At 45.0% G+C, this 23,975-nt stretch carries 20 protein-coding genes; 12 read left to right on the top strand and 8 right to left on the bottom strand.

What is annotated here, in order from left to right; all coding sequences use genetic code 11:
- The first annotated feature begins 2 nt into the window (after positions 1-2).
- The 10 genes from B5X68_RS03995 to B5X68_RS03950 all read left to right on the top strand — a co-directional run bounded on the left by B5X68_RS03995 (position 3) and on the right by B5X68_RS03950 (position 9,108).
- Positions 3-1,061, top strand: coding sequence for an aminotransferase class V-fold PLP-dependent enzyme (locus B5X68_RS03995; protein WP_082213351.1), 1,059 nt, complete (start codon positions 3-5; stop codon positions 1,059-1,061).
- Positions 1,062-1,134: 73 nt separating this feature from the next.
- The gene (locus B5X68_RS03990; RefSeq protein ID WP_082213350.1) at positions 1,135-1,848 is read left to right on the top strand and encodes an NUDIX hydrolase; all 714 of its coding nucleotides are present in this window, start codon (positions 1,135-1,137) and stop codon (positions 1,846-1,848) included.
- 88 nt (positions 1,849-1,936) lie between these two features.
- On the top strand, positions 1,937-2,506 hold the full coding sequence (locus B5X68_RS03985; RefSeq protein ID WP_082213349.1) for a MarC family protein: 570 nt from the start codon (positions 1,937-1,939) through the stop codon (positions 2,504-2,506).
- A 44-nt stretch (positions 2,507-2,550) separates the two neighbouring features.
- Positions 2,551-3,015: a pyrophosphohydrolase domain-containing protein gene (locus B5X68_RS03980; protein WP_082213348.1), complete on the top strand. Its 465-nt coding sequence runs from the start codon at positions 2,551-2,553 to the stop codon at positions 3,013-3,015.
- Positions 3,016-3,051: 36 nt separating this feature from the next.
- Entirely contained in the window at positions 3,052-4,287 is a 1,236-nt protein-coding gene (gene pepT, locus B5X68_RS03975; protein ID WP_082213347.1) for a peptidase T, read from the top strand.
- Positions 4,288-4,345: 58 nt separating this feature from the next.
- Positions 4,346-4,981, top strand: coding sequence for a ribonuclease H1 domain-containing protein (locus B5X68_RS03970; RefSeq protein WP_082213346.1), 636 nt, complete (start codon positions 4,346-4,348; stop codon positions 4,979-4,981).
- 7 nt (positions 4,982-4,988) lie between these two features.
- Positions 4,989-5,711, top strand: coding sequence for a tRNA1(Val) (adenine(37)-N6)-methyltransferase (locus B5X68_RS03965; RefSeq protein WP_082213345.1), 723 nt, complete (start codon positions 4,989-4,991; stop codon positions 5,709-5,711).
- A 60-nt stretch (positions 5,712-5,771) separates the two neighbouring features.
- Positions 5,772-6,740 carry a glycosyltransferase family 2 protein gene (locus B5X68_RS03960; RefSeq protein ID WP_082213344.1) on the top strand — a complete coding sequence of 323 codons (969 nt, stop codon included), beginning with the start codon at positions 5,772-5,774 and terminating at the stop codon, positions 6,738-6,740.
- A gap of 60 nt (positions 6,741-6,800) precedes the next feature.
- On the top strand, positions 6,801-7,412 hold the full coding sequence (locus B5X68_RS03955; RefSeq protein ID WP_170916577.1) for an inorganic pyrophosphatase: 612 nt from the start codon (positions 6,801-6,803) through the stop codon (positions 7,410-7,412).
- Between the two features lie 100 nt (positions 7,413-7,512).
- Complete coding sequence (locus B5X68_RS03950; protein ID WP_082213343.1) at positions 7,513-9,108, top strand: peptide chain release factor 3; 1,596 nt, start codon at positions 7,513-7,515, stop codon at positions 9,106-9,108.
- Between the two features lie 96 nt (positions 9,109-9,204).
- Here the strand turns inward: B5X68_RS03950 and B5X68_RS03945 are convergent, their stop codons facing one another.
- The 4 genes from B5X68_RS03945 to B5X68_RS03930 form a co-directional block, all read right to left on the bottom strand.
- Positions 9,205-9,600, bottom strand: a complete 396-nt coding sequence (locus tag B5X68_RS03945) for a DUF4890 domain-containing protein (RefSeq protein WP_082213342.1) — start codon at positions 9,598-9,600, stop codon at positions 9,205-9,207.
- Positions 9,601-9,666: 66 nt separating this feature from the next.
- Positions 9,667-10,410, bottom strand: a complete 744-nt coding sequence (locus B5X68_RS03940; RefSeq protein ID WP_082213341.1) for a DUF3307 domain-containing protein — start codon at positions 10,408-10,410, stop codon at positions 9,667-9,669.
- Positions 10,407-11,045 (bottom strand): hypothetical protein, encoded by a 639-nt coding sequence (locus B5X68_RS03935; protein ID WP_082213340.1) that lies wholly within the window; start codon positions 11,043-11,045, stop codon positions 10,407-10,409. The genes B5X68_RS03940 and B5X68_RS03935 overlap by 4 nt, the downstream gene beginning before the upstream one ends.
- 115 nt (positions 11,046-11,160) lie before the next feature.
- Complete coding sequence (locus B5X68_RS03930; RefSeq protein WP_082213339.1) at positions 11,161-11,448, bottom strand: hypothetical protein; 288 nt, start codon at positions 11,446-11,448, stop codon at positions 11,161-11,163.
- 169 nt (positions 11,449-11,617) lie between these two features.
- Here B5X68_RS03930 and B5X68_RS03925 point away from each other — a divergent pair, with 169 nt between their 5' ends.
- Positions 11,618-14,644, top strand: a complete 3,027-nt coding sequence (locus tag B5X68_RS03925; RefSeq protein ID WP_082213338.1) for an amidohydrolase family protein — start codon at positions 11,618-11,620, stop codon at positions 14,642-14,644.
- 23 nt (positions 14,645-14,667) lie between these two features.
- Positions 14,668-15,990 (top strand): amidohydrolase family protein, encoded by a 1,323-nt coding sequence (locus B5X68_RS03920; protein ID WP_082213337.1) that lies wholly within the window; start codon positions 14,668-14,670, stop codon positions 15,988-15,990.
- Between the two features lie 39 nt (positions 15,991-16,029).
- Here B5X68_RS03920 and B5X68_RS03915 read toward each other — a convergent pair whose 3' ends face one another.
- The 4 genes from B5X68_RS03915 to B5X68_RS03900 form a co-directional block, all read right to left on the bottom strand.
- Positions 16,030-16,869 carry a CvfB family protein gene (locus B5X68_RS03915; protein WP_082213336.1) on the bottom strand — a complete coding sequence of 280 codons (840 nt, stop codon included), beginning with the start codon at positions 16,867-16,869 and terminating at the stop codon, positions 16,030-16,032.
- Positions 16,870-16,918: 49 nt separating this feature from the next.
- On the bottom strand, positions 16,919-19,324 hold the full coding sequence (locus tag B5X68_RS03910; protein WP_082213335.1) for a TonB-dependent receptor domain-containing protein: 2,406 nt from the start codon (positions 19,322-19,324) through the stop codon (positions 16,919-16,921).
- Positions 19,325-19,499: 175 nt separating this feature from the next.
- Positions 19,500-20,783 carry a TolC family protein gene (locus tag B5X68_RS03905; RefSeq protein ID WP_229208272.1) on the bottom strand — a complete coding sequence of 428 codons (1,284 nt, stop codon included), beginning with the start codon at positions 20,781-20,783 and terminating at the stop codon, positions 19,500-19,502.
- Between the two features lie 89 nt (positions 20,784-20,872).
- On the bottom strand, positions 20,873-23,968 hold the full coding sequence (locus B5X68_RS03900) for an efflux RND transporter permease subunit (RefSeq protein WP_082213333.1): 3,096 nt from the start codon (positions 23,966-23,968) through the stop codon (positions 20,873-20,875).
- Between the last annotated feature and the right edge of the window lie 7 nt (positions 23,969-23,975).

The raw sequence follows: 23,975 nt of genomic DNA, 5'->3' as shown, positions 1-23,975 counted from the left end.
AAATGATAACCTTTTATCCCGGTCCTTCCAAAGTTTACGATGAGGTTGGCCAGTATTTGCAGGAAGCGGTCGATAGCGGTGTTATTAGCGCCAATCATCGGAGCGCAGCTTTTATGCAAATGCTGGAAGACGCAATCCGTAACCTGAAAACGAAGCTGAATGTGCCCGATGCATACGAGGTTTACTTCGTTTCGTCGGCGACAGAATGCTGGGAGATCATTGCTGAAAGCCTTATTTCGGACGGGAGCCTGCACATTTATAATGGTGCGTTTGGTGAAAAATGGATGGAATATACCCAAAAGCTGACGGGTTCTGCCAGACCATATTCTTTTGAGACCAACAACGAGCCGCTTTTGAAGGACGAAATCCAACCAGCACGCAACGAAATCATTTGCGTTACGCACAATGAAACTTCCAACGGAACCGCGCTAACTGCTGAATTCCTAAACACAATACACGATCAGTCAGACAACATTATCGCCGTCGACGCGACATCTTCCATGGCTGGCGTCGAGCTTCCCTGGCTAAGCGCGGATGTTTGGTATGGATCGGTGCAGAAGTGTTTTGGCCTGCCCTCCGGAATGGGTGTCATGATTGTTTCTCCAAAAGCGGTGGAACGGGCCATAGCAATCGGAAACCGGGCACATTATAACAGTTTGCTTTTTATCCGTGATAATTTCCTGAAATTCCAGACACCTTATACGCCGAACACATTGGGCATTTACCTGATGGGCAAGGTTATGCAACAAGTTGCGTCTATTGAAACTGTTGCCCAAAAAACGCTTGAAAGGGCACAGGATTGGTATTCATTTTTACCAAAACATGGTTACCAACTTTTGGTTGAGAACGAGGCGGTTCGCTCAAAAACGGTGGTTGCATTGAGGGATACGAAAGAGCGGATTGCGTCGATCAAAAAGGCAGCTTTGCAGGAAGGCATCGTGCTGGGAAATGGTTACGGTAAGGACAAGGAAACCAGTTTCCGCATCGCAAACTTCCCGGCTATTACCGACATGGAGATCCAAACATTGAAGGATTTTCTGGTTTTCTTTTCATCAAAATAGCGAATGAGTAGTAATAGGGGCGATTTGCTTTATTAACTAAATATTAACTTACTCACTCCCGCAGTATCAAGTTGTGCGATTAGATATATTAAAACAATATCAGGCCCAAACCAAGTGTCTGGTCGCTCTGGACTCCATTATTTTCGGTTTTGACGGCGAAGAATTAAAATTATTGCTGGTAAAAAGGGGCATTGAGGACGAACATCACACGTGGTCCTTAATGGGCGGCTGGGTGCAGCCGGACGAGAGCCTTGAAGGTGCATCGTCCCGCATTCTTTTTGAACTTACCAACCTCACCGACATTTACTTAGAACAGCTTCATACATTCGGAAGCCCGCAGCGAGATCCCGTCGAAAGGACGGTTTCTGTGGCTTATTTCGCACTGATTAATGTGGAAGATTACGATCACAAGCTTTCCAAAAACTTCGAAGCGCAATGGTTCCCGATCCAGGAATTGCCCAAATTGCTATTTGACCACGGTGCAATGGTCGAAATGGCCATTCAGCATTTGCGTTATAAGGCTTCGCAGCATCCGATTGGCTTTGAATTGCTTCCGGAAAAATTCACGATCCCGCAGTTGCAGAAGTTGTATGAAGCCATTTTCGGGACAGAGCTGGATAAACGTAATTTTTCACGTAAACTGCTTTCCACAAACCTGTTAGTGAAGCTGGATGAGAAGCAAAAGGGTTTTTCCAAAAAGGGCGCTTTCTTTTATAAAATTGATGAGGAAAAGTATAAAAAGCAGTTCAATACATTCCTGAATTTCCTACCTGGAAGCACTTCATAGGGCTTAAATTTTGGTCCGAATGGCATGAAGGGTTGTGTAAGCAGTGGGTTTTAAGCAACTTTGCGGACAGATCACCAGGCCCGGCCCCATGTTTAATTTTAAGGAAATCGTTTCCGTAACACTCATTCTTTTCTCGGTTATTGATATCCTGGGTTCGCTGCCCGTGATTGTGGATTTCCGCAGGAAGCTGGGTAAAATTGAATCTGAAAAAGCCACCCTGGCAGCTGGGTTCATTATGATTCTTTTCCTGTTTTTGGGAGAAAGATTGCTGAGCTTATTTGGCGTTGATGTGGCCTCATTTGCGATTGCCGGCGCTATTATCCTGTTTTTGCTGGGTATGGAAATGATTTTGGGAAGAAACATTTTCAAGCATGATAATCTGGATGTTGGCGTCGCTTCCATTGTCCCCATTGCGTTTCCACTCATTGCCGGAGCCGCCACCATGACCACATTGCTGTCACTTCGTTCTGCTTACCAGATCGAGAACATCCTGGTCGGCATTCTGCTCAATTTATTCTTTGTATACCTGGTTTTAAAATCGTCAACCTGGCTGGAAAGGAAACTCGGACAGGGCGGTACGGACATTCTTCGAAAGGTTTTCGGGATCATTCTACTTGCTATTGCGATCAAGTTATTTAAGACAAACCTTTCCATGTGAGGGTTTTATGAAAGTTTATTGAATTAATTTAACACAATATAAAAATGCAACAATTGGACAGCCTAAACCAGGTCGCTGAATTTCACAAGACATTTAAACACCCTATTCTGGAAACACCTACGATCCCTTCTGAAGAACGCAGCAGATTGCGCGTGGCTTTGCTGGCAGAGGAATTGAAAGAATTGGAAGTCGCCATTCTGGAAAAGGACATTGTGGAAATTGCCGATGCGCTTTGTGACCTGCAATATGTGTTGTCGGGCGCGGTGCTGGAATTTGGATTAGGGGAAAAATTCAGGGCTTTGTTTGATGAAGTGCAGCGTTCGAATATGTCGAAAGCGTGCCTTACCGTGGAAGAAGCCGAAGCAACCGTGGCACATTATGAAGCCAAAGGAACAGATTGTTATTATAAGGAAGACAATGGTAAATATCTGGTTTACAGAAAAGCAGATGACAAAACATTGAAAAATATCAACTATTCACCTGCTGATCTGGCTTCAATCCTGAACTGATCACACAAGAATTCGTATACATTAAATGCTGCTTTTATGACATCTGTTCTGGAACGTTTTCTTCGGTATGTGAAGATCGATACGCAGTCGGACCCGAATTCGGAAAGTTTTCCCAGCACGGCCAAACAGCGAGATCTGAGTAATCAGCTGGTCGTTGAATTACAGGAACTTGGGATCGAAGATGCGCATCTGGATGAACATGGATATGTTTATGCGACCATTCCTTCCAATTCTGACAAAACAGACATTCCGGTCATTTGTTTTTGCTCGCATGTAGACACATCCCCGGACGTTTCAGGTGCGCACGTAAAGCCGATTGTGCATGAAAACTGGGATGGATCTGACATTGTTTTGCCTGATGATACAACTCAGGTTTTACGCATTAGTGAACTGCACGATCTGGATCAACAGATTGGAAATGATATCGTTACCGCCAGCGGAACCACGCTCTTGGGCGCGGACAACAAAGCAGGCGTTGCCGAAATCATGGCAGCCGCAGAATATCTGGTAAATCATCCGGAAATCAGGCACGGAGCAATCCGGATTTTGTTTACGCCGGATGAAGAAGTTGGACGCGGAACAGAAAAAGTGGACATTGCCAAATTAGGCGCCGACTTCGGTTACACAGTTGATGGTGAGGCAGTAGGCACATTGGAGGACGAAACATTTTCAGCGGACGGTGTTAAAATAACCATTCACGGTGTCAGCACGCATCCGGGTTACGCATTAGGCAAGCTGGAGAACGCATTGAAAATTGCCGGAGAAATCCTGGCTGCGTTGCCCAAAGATTCTTTATCGCCCGAAACAACCGAAGGAAAAGAAGGTTTTATCCACCCGACTCAAATCGAAGGAATCCAAGAAAAAGTAACATTAGGCTTCATTATCCGCGATTTTACAGTTGAAGGTCTGCATGAAAAGGAAGCGAAGTTGAAAGAAATTGCAGACAATGTGCTGGCAGGTTATCCTAATTCGAGCATGGAATTCAAGGTAACGGAGCAATATCGCAATATGAAGGAAATCCTGGACCAGCATCCCGAAGTGCTCGAAAATGCATTACTAGCCATGAAAAAAGCAGGTCTAAACCCGATTCAAAGAAGCATAAGAGGCGGAACAGACGGTTCAAGACTATCATTCATGGGCCTTCCCTGCCCGAATATTTTCGCAGGAGAACACGCATTCCACTCAAAGTTAGAATGGGTTTCAGTTCAAGACATGGAAAAGGCAGTAGAAGTGATTGTTAACATAGCCCAGATCTGGGAAGAAAAAGCCTAAAAACCATTCAGCGCAGCGGCGCCCGCTCATTCACTCATTCACTCATTCAAAATTAATTTTGGCAAAAAAGACCAAATACTACGTCGTCTGGCAGGGAAGAAAAACGGGCGTTTTTACGGATTGGAAGGAGTGTGAGGCACAAATAAAGGGTTTTGAAGACGCTCGTTACAAGTCTTTTGAATCCATACAGGAGGCTGAAGCAGCCATTCAGCGCAATTATTGGGAATTTGTAGCCAAAAAAGAGAACAAGCCAGCCGTAGCGAAGGACATTCCGGCTAACATTGGAAAGCCGATTAAAAACAGCATTGCTGTGGATGCAGCCTGGAACACAGCTTCCGGAGACATGGAATATCAGGGCATTTATTACCAAACCGGCGAGCGAATCTTTTTACAGGGACCATTCAAGGACGCGACAAACAACATTGGCGAGTTTCTGGCGATTGTACACGCATTGGCCTATCTTCAAAAAAAAGAAAGCGATCTACCCATTTACAGCGATTCCAGAACGGCGATTGCATGGATCAAGAAAAAGCATGCGAATACGAAATTGGCATTGACGCCAAGGAATAAACCTGTTTTTGAAATGCTGCAACGCGCTGAGCGCTGGCTTGCGGCCAATAAGTTTCCGAACAAAATCCTGAAATGGGAAACCGAATACTGGGGCGAAAACCCGGCTGACTTTGGAAGAAAATAAAACGGTTATGGCTAGAAATTCCTCTTTTCGCTTCAAGAATTTTACGGTGCAGCAGGATAAATGCGCCATGAAAGTATGCACGGATGCCTGCGTGCTGGGCGCCTGGGCCGACATTGCAGACGCTGATTACATTCTGGACATCGGTGCAGGAACGGGTTTGCTGTCTTTAATGGTTGCCCAAAGAAATTCTTATGGCATCATTGACGCAGTTGAAATTGACGCGGAGGCATTTTACCAGGCTGGCGAGAATGTGGAAAACAGCCCGTTTCATGACCGGATCAGGCTTTTTCATTCTGCGGTTCAGGAATTTACTTCCGAGCATAAATATGATGTGATCATCACCAATCCGCCGTTTTTTCAATCCGACCTGCTTTCCCCGCTTGACAAAAAGAACATTGCGCACCACGCTAAATCACTGGATTTTGCAGAATTACTGACTGCTATCGACACACTTTTATCGGATACTGGGAAGTTCAACATTCTTTTCCCGGTGGATGAAGGAAAGCAGTTTTTGACCAAAGCATTGGAATCCGGATGGATTTTGAGCCGTAAAATGACATTGTTTCACCAGGAAGGAAAAAAGGCATTTCGCCAGCTAATGACGTTTCAGCGCACCGAACCTGTTCATAGTCTGGATATTACAGAAGAACTTTACATTTACGAGCCGGACGGGACAACCTACACCCAATCGTTTAAGGCTTTACTGAAAGATTTTTATATGATATTTTGATCGGGAAAAACACGAACTTTGCCCGGTGATCCCGGTTTTGGGCTTTGCTATTATACATTCATGACTTATTCAGCTATCCAGATTTCCGTTGTCGTTCCGCTTTACAATGAGGAAGAATCATTGCCAGAACTCAGTGAATGGATTGCGCGGGTAATGAATGAAAATGGCTTCTCCTATGAAGTGATTTTTGTCGATGATGGCAGTAAAGACAGCTCCTGGGACGTTATTTCAAACATTTCTCAGGAAAATCCGAACATTCGCGGGCTGAGATTTGTGAGGAATTACGGCAAAACGGCTGCTTTGCAAACTGCTTTTCAGGCTGCCAAAGGTGATGTGATCATTACCATGGACGCGGACCTGCAAGATAGCCCCGACGAAATTCCGGAGCTTTATAAAATGATCAAAGAGGATCGTTATGACCTGGTTTCAGGCTGGAAAAAGAAACGCTACGATCCGATTACCAAGACAGTTCCTACCAAAATTTTCAATGCAGCCACGCGCAGCATTTCAGGAGTTTCGCTGCATGATTTCAATTGCGGCCTGAAAGCTTACCGAAAAGAAGTCGTCAAAAACATTACTATTTACGGAGAAATGCACCGTTACATTCCCGTTATTGCCAAGTGGAATGGTTTTGCCAAGATCGGTGAAAAGGTTGTGCAGCATCGTCCGAGAAAATACGGCACGACAAAATTCGGGCTTGAACGTTTCATTTTTGGCTTTCTGGATTTGCTTTCGATTGCCTTTGTGAATAAGTTTGGGCGCAGACCCATGCATTTGTTTGGCAGTCTGGGAACACTTATGTTTTTTCTGGGAAGCATTATAGCTTTCTGGTTGCTAGGGAAGAAGATTTACAATATTTACAATTTGCAGCCCTATCGGAACGTGACGGAAAACCCGTTGTTCTTTCTCGCATTGGTTGCCATAATGGTTGGTTCTCAACTGTTCCTTGCAGGATTTCTGGGGGAATTATTTGTAAAACAATCCATCTCCAAAACAGGGGATTATAATATTTCTGAAAAGGTCGGATAACCCAGGACCACTCGTTAATTAAAATATTATCCATTTAAAGTTAATACTATTACACAGATAATGATCGCCAACGTACACAAAGCACATCCCTGGCACGGGATCCCGATGGGAGACAATGCACCTAATCTCGTAACCGCCTTTATTGAAATTGTTCCGACTGATACAGTAAAATACGAAATAGATAAAGCAACCGGCTATCTGATGATCGACCGGCCGCAGAAATATTCGAACATTGTTCCGGCACTTTACGGTTTTATCCCAAAAACTTACTGCTCAGAAAAAATCGCAGCGCTTGCCCGCGAGCGTTCAGGAAGAGATGTGACCGAAGGTGACGGTGACCCGCTGGATATTTTGGTTCTTTGCGAAAAGATCATTTCACACGGAGACATTCTTTGCACAGCGAAGCCAATCGGCGGGATTCGCCTGATCGACGGCGGCGAAGCGGATGACAAGATCATTGCGGTTTTGAAAGGCGACGAAGTTTATGGCGGTTTTTCAGATCTGAGCGAGCTTCCGGAAGGGATCGTAGAGCGTTTGAAACATTACTTCCTGACTTACAAGAACTTGCCAGGCGAAAAAGCACACATTGAAATTACCAATGTTTATGGCAGAGAAGAAGCACATGAAGTGATCATGACTTCTGTTGAAGATTACAAGCATTCTTTTTACTGAGATCGGATTTAAACACTGATCGTTTCTTTGCAAGATAATTTAGAGCCGTCCCGGTTAGGGGCGGCTTTTGTTTATTCTTATCTTTGTGCAAATTTTAGATATGAGTAATTTAGAAGAAATCAAGAAGCGGCGCACATTCGCAATTATCAGTCACCCAGATGCTGGTAAAACGACACTTACTGAAAAGCTGCTCCTTTTTGGAGGTGCGATCCAGACTGCGGGCGCGGTAAAATCCAATAAAATTAAAAAGACCGCTACTTCCGATTTCATGGAAATTGAGAAGCAAAGGGGAATTTCGGTCGCTACTTCGGTAATGACTTTTGAATATAAAGATCTGCTGATCAACATTCTGGATACGCCCGGTCACAAGGATTTTGCGGAAGATACTTACCGTACATTGACGGCTGTGGATAGTGTAATCCTGGTGATTGACTGCGTAAAGGGCGTTGAGGAACAGACGGAACGGCTTATGGAAGTGTGCCGGATGCGTAACACGCCTGTTATTGTTTTCATTAATAAGCTGGATAGGGAAGGGCAAAATCCATTCGAACTGCTGGACGAACTTGAAACGAAATTGAGCATCCGCGTTCGCCCGCTGACGTGGCCGATCAACATGGGAGCCAATTTCAAAGGCGTTTACAGCTTGTACGAGCAAATGTTGTATTTCTTTAAAATCAATAAGACAAAAATTGAAAGCGACGTTGCCAAGGTGAGTTTGGAAGATGACAAACTGGTTGACTTGCTTGGAGAAAGAGACGCATTGCAACTTACTGAGGATGTAGAGCTTGTTGAAGGTGTTTATGATGTGTTTTCGGAAGAAGCTTATCAAAAAGGCCAGTTAGCGCCGGTTTTCTTCGGAAGTGCCATTAATAACTTTGGTATCAAAGAATTGCTGGATACATTCTGTGAAATTTCACCCATCCCTCAGCCACGGCCAACGGATGTGCGTGAAGTGTCGCCTATGGAGCCTAAATTCACAGGTTTTGTATTCAAAATACACGCTAACCTGGATCCAAGGCACCGTGACCGCATTGCGTTTCTGCGGATTTGTTCAGGGAAATTTGAGCGTGGAAAGTTTTATAAACATGTCAGAATGGGTAAGGATGTCCGTTTTTCAAGTCCGTTTACATTCATGGCTTCGGCTAAAAGTGTAATGGACGAAGGCTTCCCGGGCGATGTGGTTGGGCTTTACGACACAGGAAGTTTCAAGATCGGCGATACATTGACGGAAGGCGAAAACCTCCAATTTTCAGGGATTCCAAGCTTTTCGCCCGAGATCTTTAAAGAATTGATCAACCTTGATCCGATGAAATCCAAGCAATTGGAAAAAGGCATTCAACAGCTTACAGACGAAGGCGTTGCGCAGCTTTTTACATTGGATCTGGGTAACCGTAAAATTGTAGGAACAGTTGGTGAACTTCAATTTGATGTAATCCAATATCGTTTGGAACACGAATATGGCGCAAAATGCCGCTGGGTTCCTATGGGCATTACACGCGCTTGCTGGCTTACCGCCGACGAAAAACCTGCCATGGATCAGTTTATCCGCCTAAAAGGAAACCAAATTGCCTACGATAAAGACAGAAACCCGGTTTTCCTGGCGGAATCCGAATGGATGATCCGCATGAACAGGGAGAATAATCCAGCGATACATTTCCACTTTACGTCGGAATTCAAGACTGAAATGGCGATTTAATATGGAAATGGTTATTTAGGTTTGTAATAGCATTCATAGAAAAAGGGTTGGATATCTTGCGATACCAACCCTTTTCATTTCCTGATAAAAGAGAGCTTAGTTTCCTCGCGGGCCTCCGCCGCCGCCATTGTCTCCGCGTCGGTCGCCACCGCGGCGGTCGCCACCGCGGCGGTCTTCGAGCATGGTTTTATATTTTTCCTGTTGTTCGACAGTCAGTAATTTCGCAACCTCGTTGTTGAAAGTTTCCATCGATGCCCGCATCTGCTCGCGATCAATGGTTTGCGCTTCCCTCATTTCCTTCACTTTCTGGGCTCTTGCCAGGCTTAAATTATAAATTTGCTTTTGCTGGTCTTCCGAAAGGTTCAGCTTTTCGGTCATCTGTTTTGTCTGATTTTCTGCTCGTTTTTCCGGAGTTACATCAGAATCCTGGCGTTGGGCAAAGGCTGCTATGCTAAAAAGAGCCATTATCATGGCCAACATTGTCTTTTTCATGGTTATCAAGTTTAGATACTCATATTAGAGCAATTTGTTGCAGCAAGGTTTAATCACATCGCCTTTTTAATACAATGTTTTCACAACCAGCGCCACCGCGATCGCGCATGTGTAGCTCATTAACGTGCCTACAAGCACATATTCAGACTTTTTGCTGATGTAAGCCGCTGAAATTTCGCTGCTGGCAGATTTATCATTATAACGAAGTAAGGATTTTGCAGCAATCAGAAATCCAATGGCCGAAAACTGGCTTACCAGCACAAAAACAAAGATGAGCAGCCTTTCCGACATCCCGATCCAGCGTCCGGCATTGGCTAGGTTATCATCCGCATTAGGTGCCAGCCGTGCAAGTTCTTCGCGCCAGGGTTTTGTAAGGATGCCGACAAAAAACGAAATAGGGGAGAGCGAGACCAGCGCGCCAGTGAAAATGGCAAGCGTTTTTGTGGTGAACAGCCAGGTTTTGAAAACTTCCACGCCAGCCGGTAAAGCACTGGTAATAATAAGCGCCGTAAGGGCAATGCTGATCACATGGGCTGCCTGATCGGCCACAAACCAGATCAATGTTCCCTTTTTATCCAATGCGATTTTCATAATATCAATAATGCCATGCGCCGCGCCTAATGCAATAGCAGGAACAGGATTGGTCCAATAACCCAGCACGACGTAAGAAACAACGATAACAAGCGTAATGTGGAGGTAAAAGTATTTGGAGCGGAATGATTTTTCTCTTTTTTCAATGACCCATTTTGTAGGCTGCCAGTAGAAATCAACCAGAATGTGTGCGAGCAATAGTTGCAGAAACTCGATCATAATTTAGTTTTTGTGTATAGTGATAAATGTTTGGGAAAGGTAGCGAGAAAATTTTCAATTGCCCACCATTTCGAAGAAGCAACGCGCTGGCTGGCGGCAGGCTGGCTGATCCCGAGTTGCTCGGAAATCTGGTTAATGTTCTTTTTCAGGAGCAACGCTACAATCACCTCGCTTTGGGAAGTGGTCCAGTTCTCAATAAGCGTCTCCAAAAGATCTAATGTAGCATTAAGTGGCTCGGAAGGATTCGGTAATGCAATCCCGATCCGCGCTTTTTGTTTCCTGATATTATCAGCCAAATGCCCCGACAAACGAAATGCTTCACCGTCTGAGGTGCCTGCGCGATCGGTGAGCTGTTCCGTTTTTCCTATGCCAATGGCGATGCGCAGATCAGTGTTTTTGGCGTGCGTGCGCATGGAGGCACGTGCGAGAATGGCAGCGTGCATGGCTTCATTGGTGTTTTTTAATACACCCTGAAAGCTGTCTCCCCGATAAATTTCGGGTTTCAATGCCCAGTCGAAAGCCGGATTCTCCCGTAAGAGGCCAATCATTTCGCTAAGCCATTCTGTGGTCTCTTCTCGTGTGAAAAACGTTGAATTAACCATATCAGCGGTGATTACGGCATGATACTTCTTCATTGGATATAAGCTTTTAGCCTTATAATGAGTAAATATAAGGTAAAAGCCTTATATCATACAAATATAAGGCAAAAACCTTATATTGACCGAATATAAGGTAAAAGCCTTATATTTTTTATAGTAAGGATGTGGTTAATGCTTCCAATTCTTCTTGCAATGACCCCTTAAAAACCGGTTTTCCAGCCCGTTTGTACCAATATCCAGCATTCCAGGTGTCCCCTTCGACGCGATGAAGGTAAGCATGCAAATGATCGTAAACAGGCATTCCTTCTTTGCTTTGGGCAATGTTGTGTGCTGCTTCCCAATCGTCTTTTGCAGCATACCAAAGGGCTTTTAATGGTTCTGAGACCGTTTCTGGCGGGACGTTTTGCGAAAGTGATTCTTTAAATTGATTGTAATCCATTTTATAAAGGCTAAATAAACATCTAGAAAACTAATACCAAGATGCAAAAAATAGGCAACATAACAATTCCCCGCGGCAATTGTAACTTCCAGTGAAAATGCCCTTTCCAAGCTGAATTTTCATTTTTACTTGTATATTGTAGTTCCGAACTGCAATCAAATAACACCATATGTTTAAACAATTATCAGCCCTGCTGACCTGTCTTACGATCAGCGTGATCGCCCATGCGCAGGAAACTTTCCCCCAAAACGGAGCTTACGACGACCGGCCGGGGCGCTACGCATTTACGAACGCAAACATCGTCGTCGATTCCAAAACCACGATCCTTAAAGGAACCATGCTCATTGAAAACGGGATCATCCGTGAGGTGGGTAAACAAGTAAAAATCCCCGCCGGCACAGTGGTGATGAATTTGAAAGAAAAATACATTTATCCTTCGCTTATAGACCTGGACTCCGATTATGGAATGCCGGAAGTGAGGAGAGAACGTCCCGCAGGCGGCAGGCAAACGCCGCAACTGGAATCCAGTAAAAAGGGCGCATTTGGCTGGAATCAGGCTATCCAACCTGAAAATGATGCCAGTTTGATATTTACACCTGATGCGAAAAAAGCGGAGGAGCTTCGCAAAATCGGTTTTGGAACTGTGCTGATCCATCCGCATGACGGAATTGTACGTGGAAATGGCGCAGTAGTAACATTAACCGACGAGGCGGCCAACAAAGCATTATTGAAAAGAAAGGCTTCTGCCCATTTTTCATTCAGCAAAGGCTCTTCCTCCCAAACATATCCTTCGTCTACAATGGGTGTTGTGGCGCTGTTAAGACAAAATTATTATGATGCCGATTGGTATGCTAAAACAGAAAAAGCCAAGGAAACCAACCTTTCGCTCGAAGCCTTCAACCAGATCAAAACACTTCCTTCCTTTTTTGAAACCAATGATAAATACAGCATTATCCGTGCTGACAAAGTTGGTGATGAATTTGGGATACAATATATTATCAAAGGTGGCGGCGATGAATACCAGCGCTTGAAAGAGATAAAAGCCACGAAAGCCACATTGATTTTACCACTCCAATTTCCCGAAGCCTACGATGTCGCGGATCCATGGGATGCGGATTTGGTAAGCGTAGCCCAGTTAAAACATTGGGAATTAGCTCCTAAGAATCCATCCGAAGTGGCTAAGGCAGAGATTCCGTTTGCATTCACGGTTTCAGGCATGAAGAACAAGGCTGATTTTTGGAAAAATATAAAAACGGCCATTGAATACGGCCTTCCAAAAGAAAAGGCACTTGAAGCATTAACAACCATTCCTGCAAGTCTGATCAAGGCGGAAGGGCAGGTTGGGAGCTTGAAAAGCGGGTTACTTGCCAACTTTATCATTACTTCCGGTGATCTGTTTGGGAAGGATAATGTGATTTATGAAAACTGGATCCAGGGAAAGCAGTTTGTTTTGTCAGCGATGAATGCGCCGGATGTGCGCGGGACTTATGCGCTGTCCGTGAACAATCAGCCTGCGGGCAAACTGCAAGTTACAGGTGCACCGGATAAGCCGGAATATAAGATAACTGTTCAGGATTCGGTGAAAATAACGCCTAAGGTCATTCTTTCGGACAAATTGCTGACCATTACTTACCAGCCTGATAAAAATGCGGGAACAACGCGCCTGACGGGTTGGATAGCTGGAAATGGCCTGGCAGGGGAAGGCGTTTTGCCAAATGGAAATGTTGTCCCCTGGGTCGCAACATTATCAGAGAAATATCAGCAGGCAATTGCCAAAGACACGGCTGTTGCAAAAGTGAAGGAAACCGGACCCGTTTATTATCCTTTTGTGGGTTTTGGAAACGAAACATTACCTGTGGCTGAAACCGTTCTGATCAAAAATGCAACCATCTGGACGAATGAGAAAGAAGGGATTTTGCAAAATGCGGATGTGCTGGTTCAAAACGGCAAGATAACCAAGGTTGGGAAAGCATTATCCTCGCCTTCGGGAGCAAAAACCATCGACGGAACCGGCAAGCATTTGACCAGCGGCATAATTGACGAACATTCACACATTGCGCTGTTCACCATTAACGAAGGCGGTCAGACCAGTTCTGCGGAGGTGAGAATGAGTGACGTGATCAACCCGGATGACGTTAACATTTACAGGCAACTTGCAGGCGGTGTAACGACCTCACATTTGCTTCACGGTTCTGCCAACTCTATTGGCGGACAAAGTGCATTAATTAAGCTGAAATGGGGTGCCAGCCAATCGCAAATGCTGATTCCCGAGGTGAAAACGATCAAATTTGCTTTGGGAGAAAATGTGAAACAGTCTAACTGGGGCGATGTTGTCAGAACGCGTTTTCCCCAGACCAGAATGGGCGTGGAACAAGTATTTTTTGATCATTTTCTACGGGCAAAAGATTACGCTGCGCAATGGAAAACCTACAACGCAAATTCCAAAAAACAAACTGGTAATGCACCCCGACGAGACATTGAACTGGATGCATTGGCGGAAATCCTGGCCAGCGAGCGCTTCATTACTTGCCATTCGTATGTGCAGTCGGAGATTAATATGCTGATGCATGTGGCTGATTCTCTCAATTTTAAGATCAATACATTCACCCACATTCTGGAAGGTTACAAGTTGGCCGACAAAATGGCCAAGCGCGGCATAGGCGGCTCGACATTCGGCGACTGGTGGGCGTATAAAATGGAGGTGAAAGAGGCAATTCCGTACAATGCGGCATTAATGTATCACGAAGGCGTCACCGTGGCAATTAACTCCGACGATGCCGAAATGGCGCGCAGATTGAATCAGGAAGCCGCAAAAACGGTTGAGTATGGCGGTGTGCCGGAAGAAGAAGCTTGGAAAATGGTGACGCTGAATCCTGCAAAATTGCTGCATATAGACAATCGCCTGGGAAGTGTTAAAGCAGGCAAAGATGCCGATCTGGTGCTCTGGAATGCACATCCATTGTCTATTTATGCAAGGCCAGAGTTTACGATGGTTGAAGGCGCTGTGTATTTTGACAGGAAAAAGGATGAGGAAAAGCAAAAAACAATGGCTGTTGAACGTGAGCGGCTGATCCAGAAAATGCTGGGCGATAAAGCGGAAGGTAAGCCAACGCAAAAACCACAGGCATCGCAGCCAAAAATGTGGCATTGCGAAGACATTGTTGGCGTTCACACGGAACATGAGACAGCACATTAATCCATCAGATTCAATTCATTGTTATGATAAAATATAAATTCATTATTCCGCTGACCAGCCTGGCACTGAGCTTGTTGATGCTCATTCCTGCAAGTCAGGCGCAAAACCCGGCTCCCGCAGTTGCACAATCCAAATCGATTCTTATCACCGGCTCGACCATTCACGTCGGGAACGGGCAAGTGATTGAAAACGGTGTCATAGCGTTTGATAAAGGCATCATTACGCAAGTAGGAGCCTCAGGATCAATTACCAGTGCAAATGGCGCCGAAATTATTGACGCAAAAGGTAAGCACATTTATCCCGGGATCATTTCTCTTAATACAACAGTTGGTTTGCAAGAAATTGCTTCGGTAAGGGCGACTTTGGATTACAATGAAGTAGGACAGATCAACCCGCACGTAAGGGCGCTGGTCGCGTATAACACGGATTCGGAAGTGATCCCGACATTGCGCGGCAATGGTATTTTACTGTCGCAGGCAGTTCCGCAGGGCGGGATTATTTCGGGTTCTTCTTCTGTTTTTTATTCGGATGGATGGAATTGGGAAGATGCCGTGCTGGCCAAAGACGACGGGATCTGGCTGAGCTGGCCTCCCTTTTTGGCAAGCACTTTCAATTATGAGGATTTCACCGTTTCAGTCAAAAGAAACGAAAAGCGTCAGGAGGTGATCAATTTGTTTCGGTCAACATTCTCGGATGCGAAGGCTTATGCTGAAACGAGCTCACCGAATCCGGTAAACCTGCGCCTTGCAGCCATGAAGCCGCTTTTTGATGGTTCTGCTAACTTGTACATTAGGGCTGAATATGGTAAGGATATTATTGAAGCAGTTAATTTTGCAAAGGAGAATGGTGTGAAAAAAGTGGTAATAGTAGGCGGGGATGAGTCCTATAAAGTGGTTTCTTTTTTGAAAGAAAACCAAATTGCTGTAATTCTGAACCCAACGCACCGGCTACCCGGGCGTGTTGATGAGAACGTTTATTTGCCCTATGAGTTGCCAGGAATATTGCACAAAGCGGGTGTAAAAGTGGCCATCACTTACGCGGATGAATGGTGGCGGACGCGGAATCTTGCGTTTCTGGCGGGAACTTCGTCAGGTTTTGGCAATGTGACACCGGAAGAAGCATTGCAGTTTGTTACTAAGAATGCGGCTGAAATTATTGGTGCGGATAAGCTGGTTGGAACATTAGAGAAAGGCAAACACGCTTCTTTCTTAGTTACTGCGGGCGATATGCTCGATATGCGCGGCAATGTGATCCAAATGGCCTTTATCAAAGGTGGAAAAGTGAGTCTGGATGATAAGCAGAAGCGCCTTTATGAGAAGTATAAAGTGAAATACGGAAAGAAATAATGTTAACAAAAATGCCGGCTCAGCACCGGCATTTTTAATTTAATCTTCAACAACCAGCCGGATCCCGTCATCACCGATCTTGATCAGTCCCTGTTTGTAAAGCCCACCGATTGCCTTTTTAAACACTTTCTTGCTGATTTGTAATTTTTTATAAATATCCTCCGGTGAGCTGCTATCCGATAAGTTTAGGAAGCCATCGGCCTTTTTCAATTCATCCAGAATAAACTGCGCAGTCGGCTCAACTACTTCATAACCTGTCTTTTGCAGACTCAAATCGAGCTTGTTTTCTTCTCTTATTTTCTTGACGTAACCTTTTAAAGAATCGCCGATTTTTATCTCGCGGAAAACTTCATTGGCATATATCAATCCTTTGTGATATTGATTAACAATGGCATTATAACCCAGATCCGATTTAGAAAAGATCAACAGATCCACCTGATCACCTTCGGCTACGGTAAGCCTTTCATTTTCCAGGAAGCGATCTATTTTGGTAGAAGCAATTAAGCGGGACGATTTTTGATCGAGATAAAGAAAAACGACGTGCCATTCTCCGACCTGCATGGGCGTGCTTTGTTCCCTGAACGGCACGAAAAGATCTTTGATTAACCCCCAATCCATGAAAGCGCCGTGCTCGGTAACATCTGTCACTTCGAGGAATGCGAATTCATTACGGATGATTTTTGGCGTTTCTGTGGTTGCAACCGGCCGGTCCTCGGAATCAAGATAGACGAACACTTTAATGTTATCGCCGATCTGCATTTCATCGGTAAGATATTGATTGGGCAGCAGCACTTCCTCGCCCTCGATGTCGCTCAGAAACATGCCTACGCTGGTAAGGCGTTCAATGGTGAGGTGATTGTATTTTCCTATAAAAAGCATTCGCTATTGTACAAAAGTTTGCGCAAATGTAACGCTTTCAACCGTAGAATCAGTCTTCCTCATTTTCTCCGCCTTTGTTATCCATCCTTTCCTTTTCCTTTGAGCGGTTGAGCCTGTAAGCGAATGTAACCAGAAATTGTCTCGCTCTCCATTGGAATTCGGAGCGCGAATAGTAACCCGAGTTTTCGACAATGCTGCGTCTTTTCTGAGAATTGAGCAGGTCTCGCACACTCGCCGTTACGGTTGCTTTTCCTTTTAAGATGTCCTTTGAAAATCCAAGATCTATAAAATAAATGGCCAAATCACGTCCCTGAGTCGTTTTTCTCGGTGCGCGATAATTGAATGACGATTGAAAATCAACGGATTTGAAAAGCGTAACCCGCGAAGAAAAGCGGCTCGTCCACGAATAGGTGTCGCTTTTTAAAACCTTGTCATTGTAAAAACCCTCATTGATCGCACGGAAAATGTTGGCGTTTCCAGTCAGTTTCCACCAGGGCGCAGGATCATAAGTAAGGTTGAATTCAAAACCGTAGGAATCTCCAGTTGAAAGGTTTACAGGCGTGACTGTGGTGAAACCCGTTGAGTCAACGAAAGTAATGTTTTCAACAACACCAAGCCGATGACGATAATAAATGCTGGAAAGCAGTGATCCTTTCGGCATATTCAGCAAGTGGCCTGCTTCAAAAGAATGTGTGAATTCAGGATTCAGCAGCGGGTTACCAGCTCTGAAAACGCGCGAATCGCTGAAATTGGAGAAAGGCAGAAGGTCACGGAAATTGGGGCGGCTGAGGCGGTAACTGTAACTTAGCTGCACGGTTTGGGCATCTTTAACTTTATAGGACATGTGAACGCTTGGGAATAAATTGAAATATCCCCGGTGGTTGCGCTCATTCGTCTTTTTTAGTTCGGTTGTAATGTCCGAATATTCGCCCCTTAAACCAGCTTGCAAGAATACTTTCCCAAATTGATTGCTGGCCATTACATAGCCTGCATGTATTTTTTCATCATAAGCAAACCGGTTGTCGTACTGTTCCAGAATGATCCAGTCCATTTGCTCGTCTTGCTGATGCACGGAAAAGTCGTTATCCAGCAACCTGATTGAGCTTTTAAGTCCCGCTTCTATTTTCCCATCTTTCCCAACGGGCTGAATGTAATCGAGTTGCGCCAGGAAAGTTTTTTCATCTTCTGTATTGAATGCACGCTGCATGATCCCAGCCGGATCCAGATTCGAAAATTCGTGATAGCGTGAAGATTCCGTCTCGTCACTGATAATATATTTGGAATTGAATGTCAGGCTCTGGCCTTTTTTGTCAAACTTCTTTTCATAGTTGAGCGCCGCCTCAATGTTGGTTCTCGGCTCTGTTTCCCTTTCCGCACGTGTGACGGTTTGAGTCAGCACATTGTTGAAATCATAATCCATGTAATCCAGATGCGACTTGTTCTTGTTCATTGACTTACGATAAGAAACAGTTGCCGTAACCGTATTGAAGTTATTCAGAAAATAATCCAGCCCGACCATGAAATTGTTTGAGGTTCCGGAACGCGTCCGCGCAGTCTTTTGCTCGTATACAAAGCTTGTGTCGGCGCTGTTATATTCCTGACGCGAATTGCCACGTCCAGGCCCTTCACGATACATTAAGCCGTAATTAGCGATCAGGTTTACCTTCTTTCTGCGGTAATTGAGGTTAAATGAGCCGCCGAAGTTAGCCGGATAACCACCTGTTGCGGTGAAAGACCCATTCAGGCCATAACGGATATTTTTTTTCATTACTATATTCAAAATCCCTACTTCGCCCTCGGCGTCGTAGCGAGAAGAAGGATTTGTAATGATCTCAATGCTCTCGATCAAATCGCCTGGAATTTGCCGTAATGCTTCTGCCGGATTAAGTCCAACCATCCCCGATTGCTTCCCATCGATCAGGATCCGGACATTCTGGCTTCCTCGCAATGCCACATTTCCCTCCACATCCACGGTCACCGACGGCATGTTATTGAGAATATCCGAAGCATTGCTCCCGATGTTGCTCAGGTCTTTTCCCACGTTGAAAACGCGCTTGTCGAGCTGCAATTCCATCTGGCTCTTTTCGCCCCTGACGAGCAATTCTTCCAAAACTTTTGCATTGGATTTGAGAGAAATTGTTCCGAGATCAACATTCTGGGCTGCAACGGTCACATTGGGGACAATCTTCTCATCCAAAGTGAGATACGTTATTTTGAGAAAATAATTTCCCGGTGCTGCGGGGAATTCAAAAACACCTTTGTCGTCAGAAGCGATGCCGCCGGTAAGGGTTGAATCCTTGGCAGAATACAAGGCAACATTGGCAAACAAAACCGGATTCTTATCCCCATCCTCCAATTTGCCTTTAACAGAGAATGTCTCCGCCGGCTCTTCCTGCGCATAAGCTCGAAACGTGATCAAAAGCAAAAGGAAAAAAGGCAGCCGGAAATTTTTCATAATGTTAAGTTGAAGGAAATAAGTCTGTTAGATGAAGAATGATGTGAAAGGTTTAATGTCTTTTTAATCTTTCTAAACAAATTGGAGAAAAACCTATGCCAACAACGCTCCGTATGGGACAAAAAGAAAGGGCTGACTATTTGATAGCCAGCCCTTTAATTGCATAAGAAATATGCTATTGCAATGTGTTACTAAGTCTTTTCAGTTCAATTTCGGCTGCTTTGGCGGCATAATTAAGGTTAATCATCCGATAACCGGCGTCTTCAAAACTGCGTTGCGCTTCCCGCACATCAATGATCGTCGCCTGTATCAACTCAAAACGCTGCAATGTCAGATCAAGTAATTGCTTGCTAAGATTGTAATTGAGTTTCTGGGTTTCCAGCTGCTGGAGCGAGGAAAGATAAGTTTGATACATTTTAACGGCTCCTGCATTGTAATCGCGCACGATGGAGCTGCGCTGTAACTTTGCACTTTCTGTATTGATTTCTGCCACCTGCTGTTGCCTTTTAAATGCCGATCCATTATAAATCGGAATACCCAATGAAAGGCCTGCGTTGGGCCCAACTGCCCGGTTGAGCAGCGTAAAACCTGCGGCATTTTGGTTTCGTGAGTAATTATAAGCGGTGTTGAATCGAACAGTAGGATATCTTAATGCAGCCGTTTCTCTGACAATGAGCTCATTAATGCGGATTTGGTGATCCGCGGCCTTAACATCAGCATTTACGGCAATGCGGTCCAGAACTGTTTCAAGCTTCAAATTATTATCAACCATAATCGTATCCCTGATGCTCACCGCCACTTTCGGGTCCAGGGTCAGGATGCGTAGTAACTCAGTTTTTGCGACCTGGGCCACCATCTGCTGGTCCAGCAATGTTTGATTTAATGTATTTAAATCAATTTGTGCCTGAAAAAGATCTGCATTATTGGCCATACCGGCCTCTTTTCTCACTTTCAAAATTTCCAGCCGTTTTTCGGACGCCTGAATAGATGTCCTGACCGTATTTACGTAGCTCAATTGGCGAACCACATCATAGTAACTCGTCATGACCAGCGCGATCGTGTTCTGAATCTGAGAGTTAAGCAGCTCAGCGCTTTGATTTTGCAGTTCAGCTAAACGCTTTTTTGTGGAAACAACCCTTTTTCCATTATATAACAAAATCCCGACATTCAAACTAGCTTGGGTGTTGTTACCCGCGGCTGCATTCCGGTTGATTTCCGTTCCGTCGGTTAATTTTTGCGTGATCTGCGTGATCTGCTCCGTATTTGATGCGGCAGCCGTTACCAGCGGCAAACCTCCAGCAACCCCGTAATTATTGAGCAGCGTATTGGCTTCAACATTGTTTTTAGCTATTTCTATTTCGTAGTTGTTTTTTAAAGCCGTTGCAATGGCATCCTCCAACGTGATAGTCAGGCTGTCTGCCTGCATTGAAAATGCGCTGCTACTGACCAGTAAAAGCATTAATAAAAGGTTCTTCTTACATTTCAAAATCAGGAGCGGGTTCATGCAAAAACAAAAGTTGATTTATAATTATTTGAGAAAAATGGCAATTAATGTTGAACAGTAAGTTCTTCTGCCATTTTCTGTTCCTCGGTCATTTTATGATTTTTCGGTGAAATGAAGGTGTAAACTGCTGGGATTACGAATAATGTAAGGATCAGCGAGAACATGAGGCCACCCACGATCACGACACCCAACGGAACCCGGCTTGTAGCGGCGGCTCCCAAACTCAATGCAATTGGCAATGCACCAAACGCGGTTGCAAGACTTGTCATCAAAATGGGTCGTAAACGTTGTGTGGCCGATTCCACCGCTGCCGCTGTTCGTCCCATGCCTTGCTCTCGTTTCTGATTTGCAAATTCCACGATCAGGATCCCGTTTTTCGTCACAAGTCCAATGAGCATGATCATCCCGATCTGGGAGAAAATATTAATGGTTAAACCGAAAAGATAAAGGCTTAATAATGCTCCTGCTAGTGCAAGCGGCACAGTGATCATGATGATGAATGGATCGGTGAAGCTTTCAAACTGTCCGGCAAGCACCAGATACACCAGGAGTAATGCCAGTCCAAAAGCAAAGCTGGTGTTGGAAGAGCTTTCTTCAAAGTCACGCGATGAGCCTGTTAATGATGTCTGGAATGATTCATCCAACAGTTTCGCAGCGATTCTTCTCATTGCAGCAACGCCATCGCCAATGGTTTTTCCTTCTACTAACGAAGCGGAGACTGTCGCACTTTTGTAACGATTATAGTGATAGATCGTAGGCGGGCCGCTCTCTTCTTTCATCTGGACCACGGCAGTTAAAGGAATGTTTTCACCGCGGGTATTTCGAACATATAATTTGGAAATATCGGCTGGTTTGTTGCGTTCATCGCGCTCCACTTGTCCGATTACCTGATATTGCTGACCATTCATGATAAAATAGGCAAGCCTTCGCCCGCTAAATGCCGATTGGATGGCGCCGGCAACATCAGTCGTTGATAATCCAAGATCTCTTGCCTTTAAGCGATCAATAGTTAGCCGGATCTCAGGCTTGTTGAATTTAAGATTGACGTCCACATTCTGGAACGTAGGATCTTGCCTGGCTTCTTCCAGAAACTTCGGTAAAACGTCAAAAATCTTATTGAAATCGAGGTTTTGCAAAACAAACTGAACCGGTAATCCGCCCCTTGAACCTTGTCCTACCGAAATGGTTTGTTCCTGTGTTGCAAAAATCCGGGCATCATTGAAACGGGATAGTTTTTTATTGATCTCTTGTGCAAGATCATTCTGGCTCTTTTTACGATCACCTGCCGGAACAAGGCCTATACGCGCCGTACCGCTATTTACGCCGCCACCACCGAAGCCCGGCGTAGCGGAGAATGTAAATGCCATTTCCGGAATAGAGTCGTTAAGGAAATTGGATAGCTGATCCGAAACCTGCTGCATCTGGTTAAAGCTGGTTCCCTCAGGTGCCGACAGGTTAAAGCGAATGCTGTTCCGGTCTTCCATGGGAGCAAGTTCACTTTGGAGATTGGTATAGGTAAAATATATTACTACACCACATGCTGCCACCAAAACCCAGGCAATCCACCTGGCCTTCATAAAACCGCGCAAAGACCTGTTATATCCATCTTCCATACCTGTGAAGAATGGTTCTGTTTTGTTGTAAAACCATCCGTGGCCTGCGCTTTTACGATTTAAAAATACATTAAGCACCGGGGTGATTGTCAATGAAACAAATGCCGAGATCAAAACCGCAGAGGCAACTACAATCCCAAATTCCCTGAACAAGCTTCCAACGAAACCTTCCAGGAAAATCACCGGAAGAAACACAACAGCAAGCGTAAGCGAAGTAGAAATAACGGCAAAGAAGATTTCACGGCTTCCTTCCAGTGCCGCCTGCCGGATTGGAAGGCCGCTTTCGAGCTTTCGGAAAATGTTTTCCGTGACCACAATCCCATCATCCACCACAAGCCCGGTTGCCAGTACAATGCCCAGCAGGGTTAATATATTGATTGAAAACCCAAACAAATACATAATGAAAAACGTGGCGACCAGTGAGATCGGAATGTCGATAAGCGGGCGGATGGCGACTACGAAGCTTCTGAAAAAGAAAAGGATTACGATCACAACCAGCGAAAACGCAATGAGCAGCGTTTCTTCAACTTCCAGGATGGATTGGCGGACAAGCCGGGTGTTATCCAGTAAAACGTTGAATGTAATGTCTGATTTATTCGATTTCTGAATCTCTGCAAGCCTTTTATTAAACTCATCGGAAATTTCTACATAGTTAGCACCCGGTTGTGGGATTACTGCCAGACCAACTGCATACATGCCATTGTATTTCCAGCTTTGCTCTTCATTTTCAGGCCCTAATTCCACTTTTGCCACATTAGCGAGGCGCACAATCCCGGCCGTGTCATTTCTGATGACGAGATCGCTGAATTCTTTTTCACTCGTAAGCCGGCCCATTGTTCTGATGGTCAGCTCGGTGTTGTCGCCATAAATTTTACCGGCGGGCAACTCAACGTTTTCGGAGCTTAATACGGTTGAAATGTCATTGAAGGAGATTCCGTAGGCGCTCATTTTATCAGGATCAAGCCATATGCGCATGGCATAACGCTTTTGCCCGAAAATATTAATGGCGCTTACGCCGTCAATGGTTTGCAAACTTTGCTGCAACACATTCTCTGCATATTCGCTCAATTCCAATAACCCTTTGGACGGACTTTGCACTGCCAGAAGCAGAATAAAATCACTGTTTGCATCAGCTTTACTCACCACCGGCGGCGCGTCCACGTCCTGCGGAAGGTTCCGCTGTGCCTGGCTTACTTTGTCACGCACATCATTGGCAGCGCCTTCAAGATCTGCTTCCAGGTTGAATTCTACGGTAATATTACTGGAACCGATCTGGCTCGATGAGCTAATACTTTTAATGCCGGGAATACCATTAATACTTTTTTCGAGTGGCTCAGTAATCTGGCTTTCAATGATATCGGCATTCGCACCGGTGTAGCTCGTGCGGACGTTGACGACCGGCGGGTCAATGGCGGGATAATCGCGGAGGGAAAGGAAATTATAGCCTACCACACCAAACAAGATGATGAGCAGGTTCATGACTACGGCCAGTACGGGCCGTTTCAGGGATAATTCGGAAATGTTCATAGGTCAG

The organism is Dyadobacter psychrophilus (assembly GCF_900167945.1).
Taxonomy (GTDB): domain Bacteria; phylum Bacteroidota; class Bacteroidia; order Cytophagales; family Spirosomataceae; genus Dyadobacter; species Dyadobacter psychrophilus.
The sequence above is the reverse complement of the archived record's forward strand: the minus strand, read 5'-3'. Positions and strand labels throughout refer to the sequence as shown.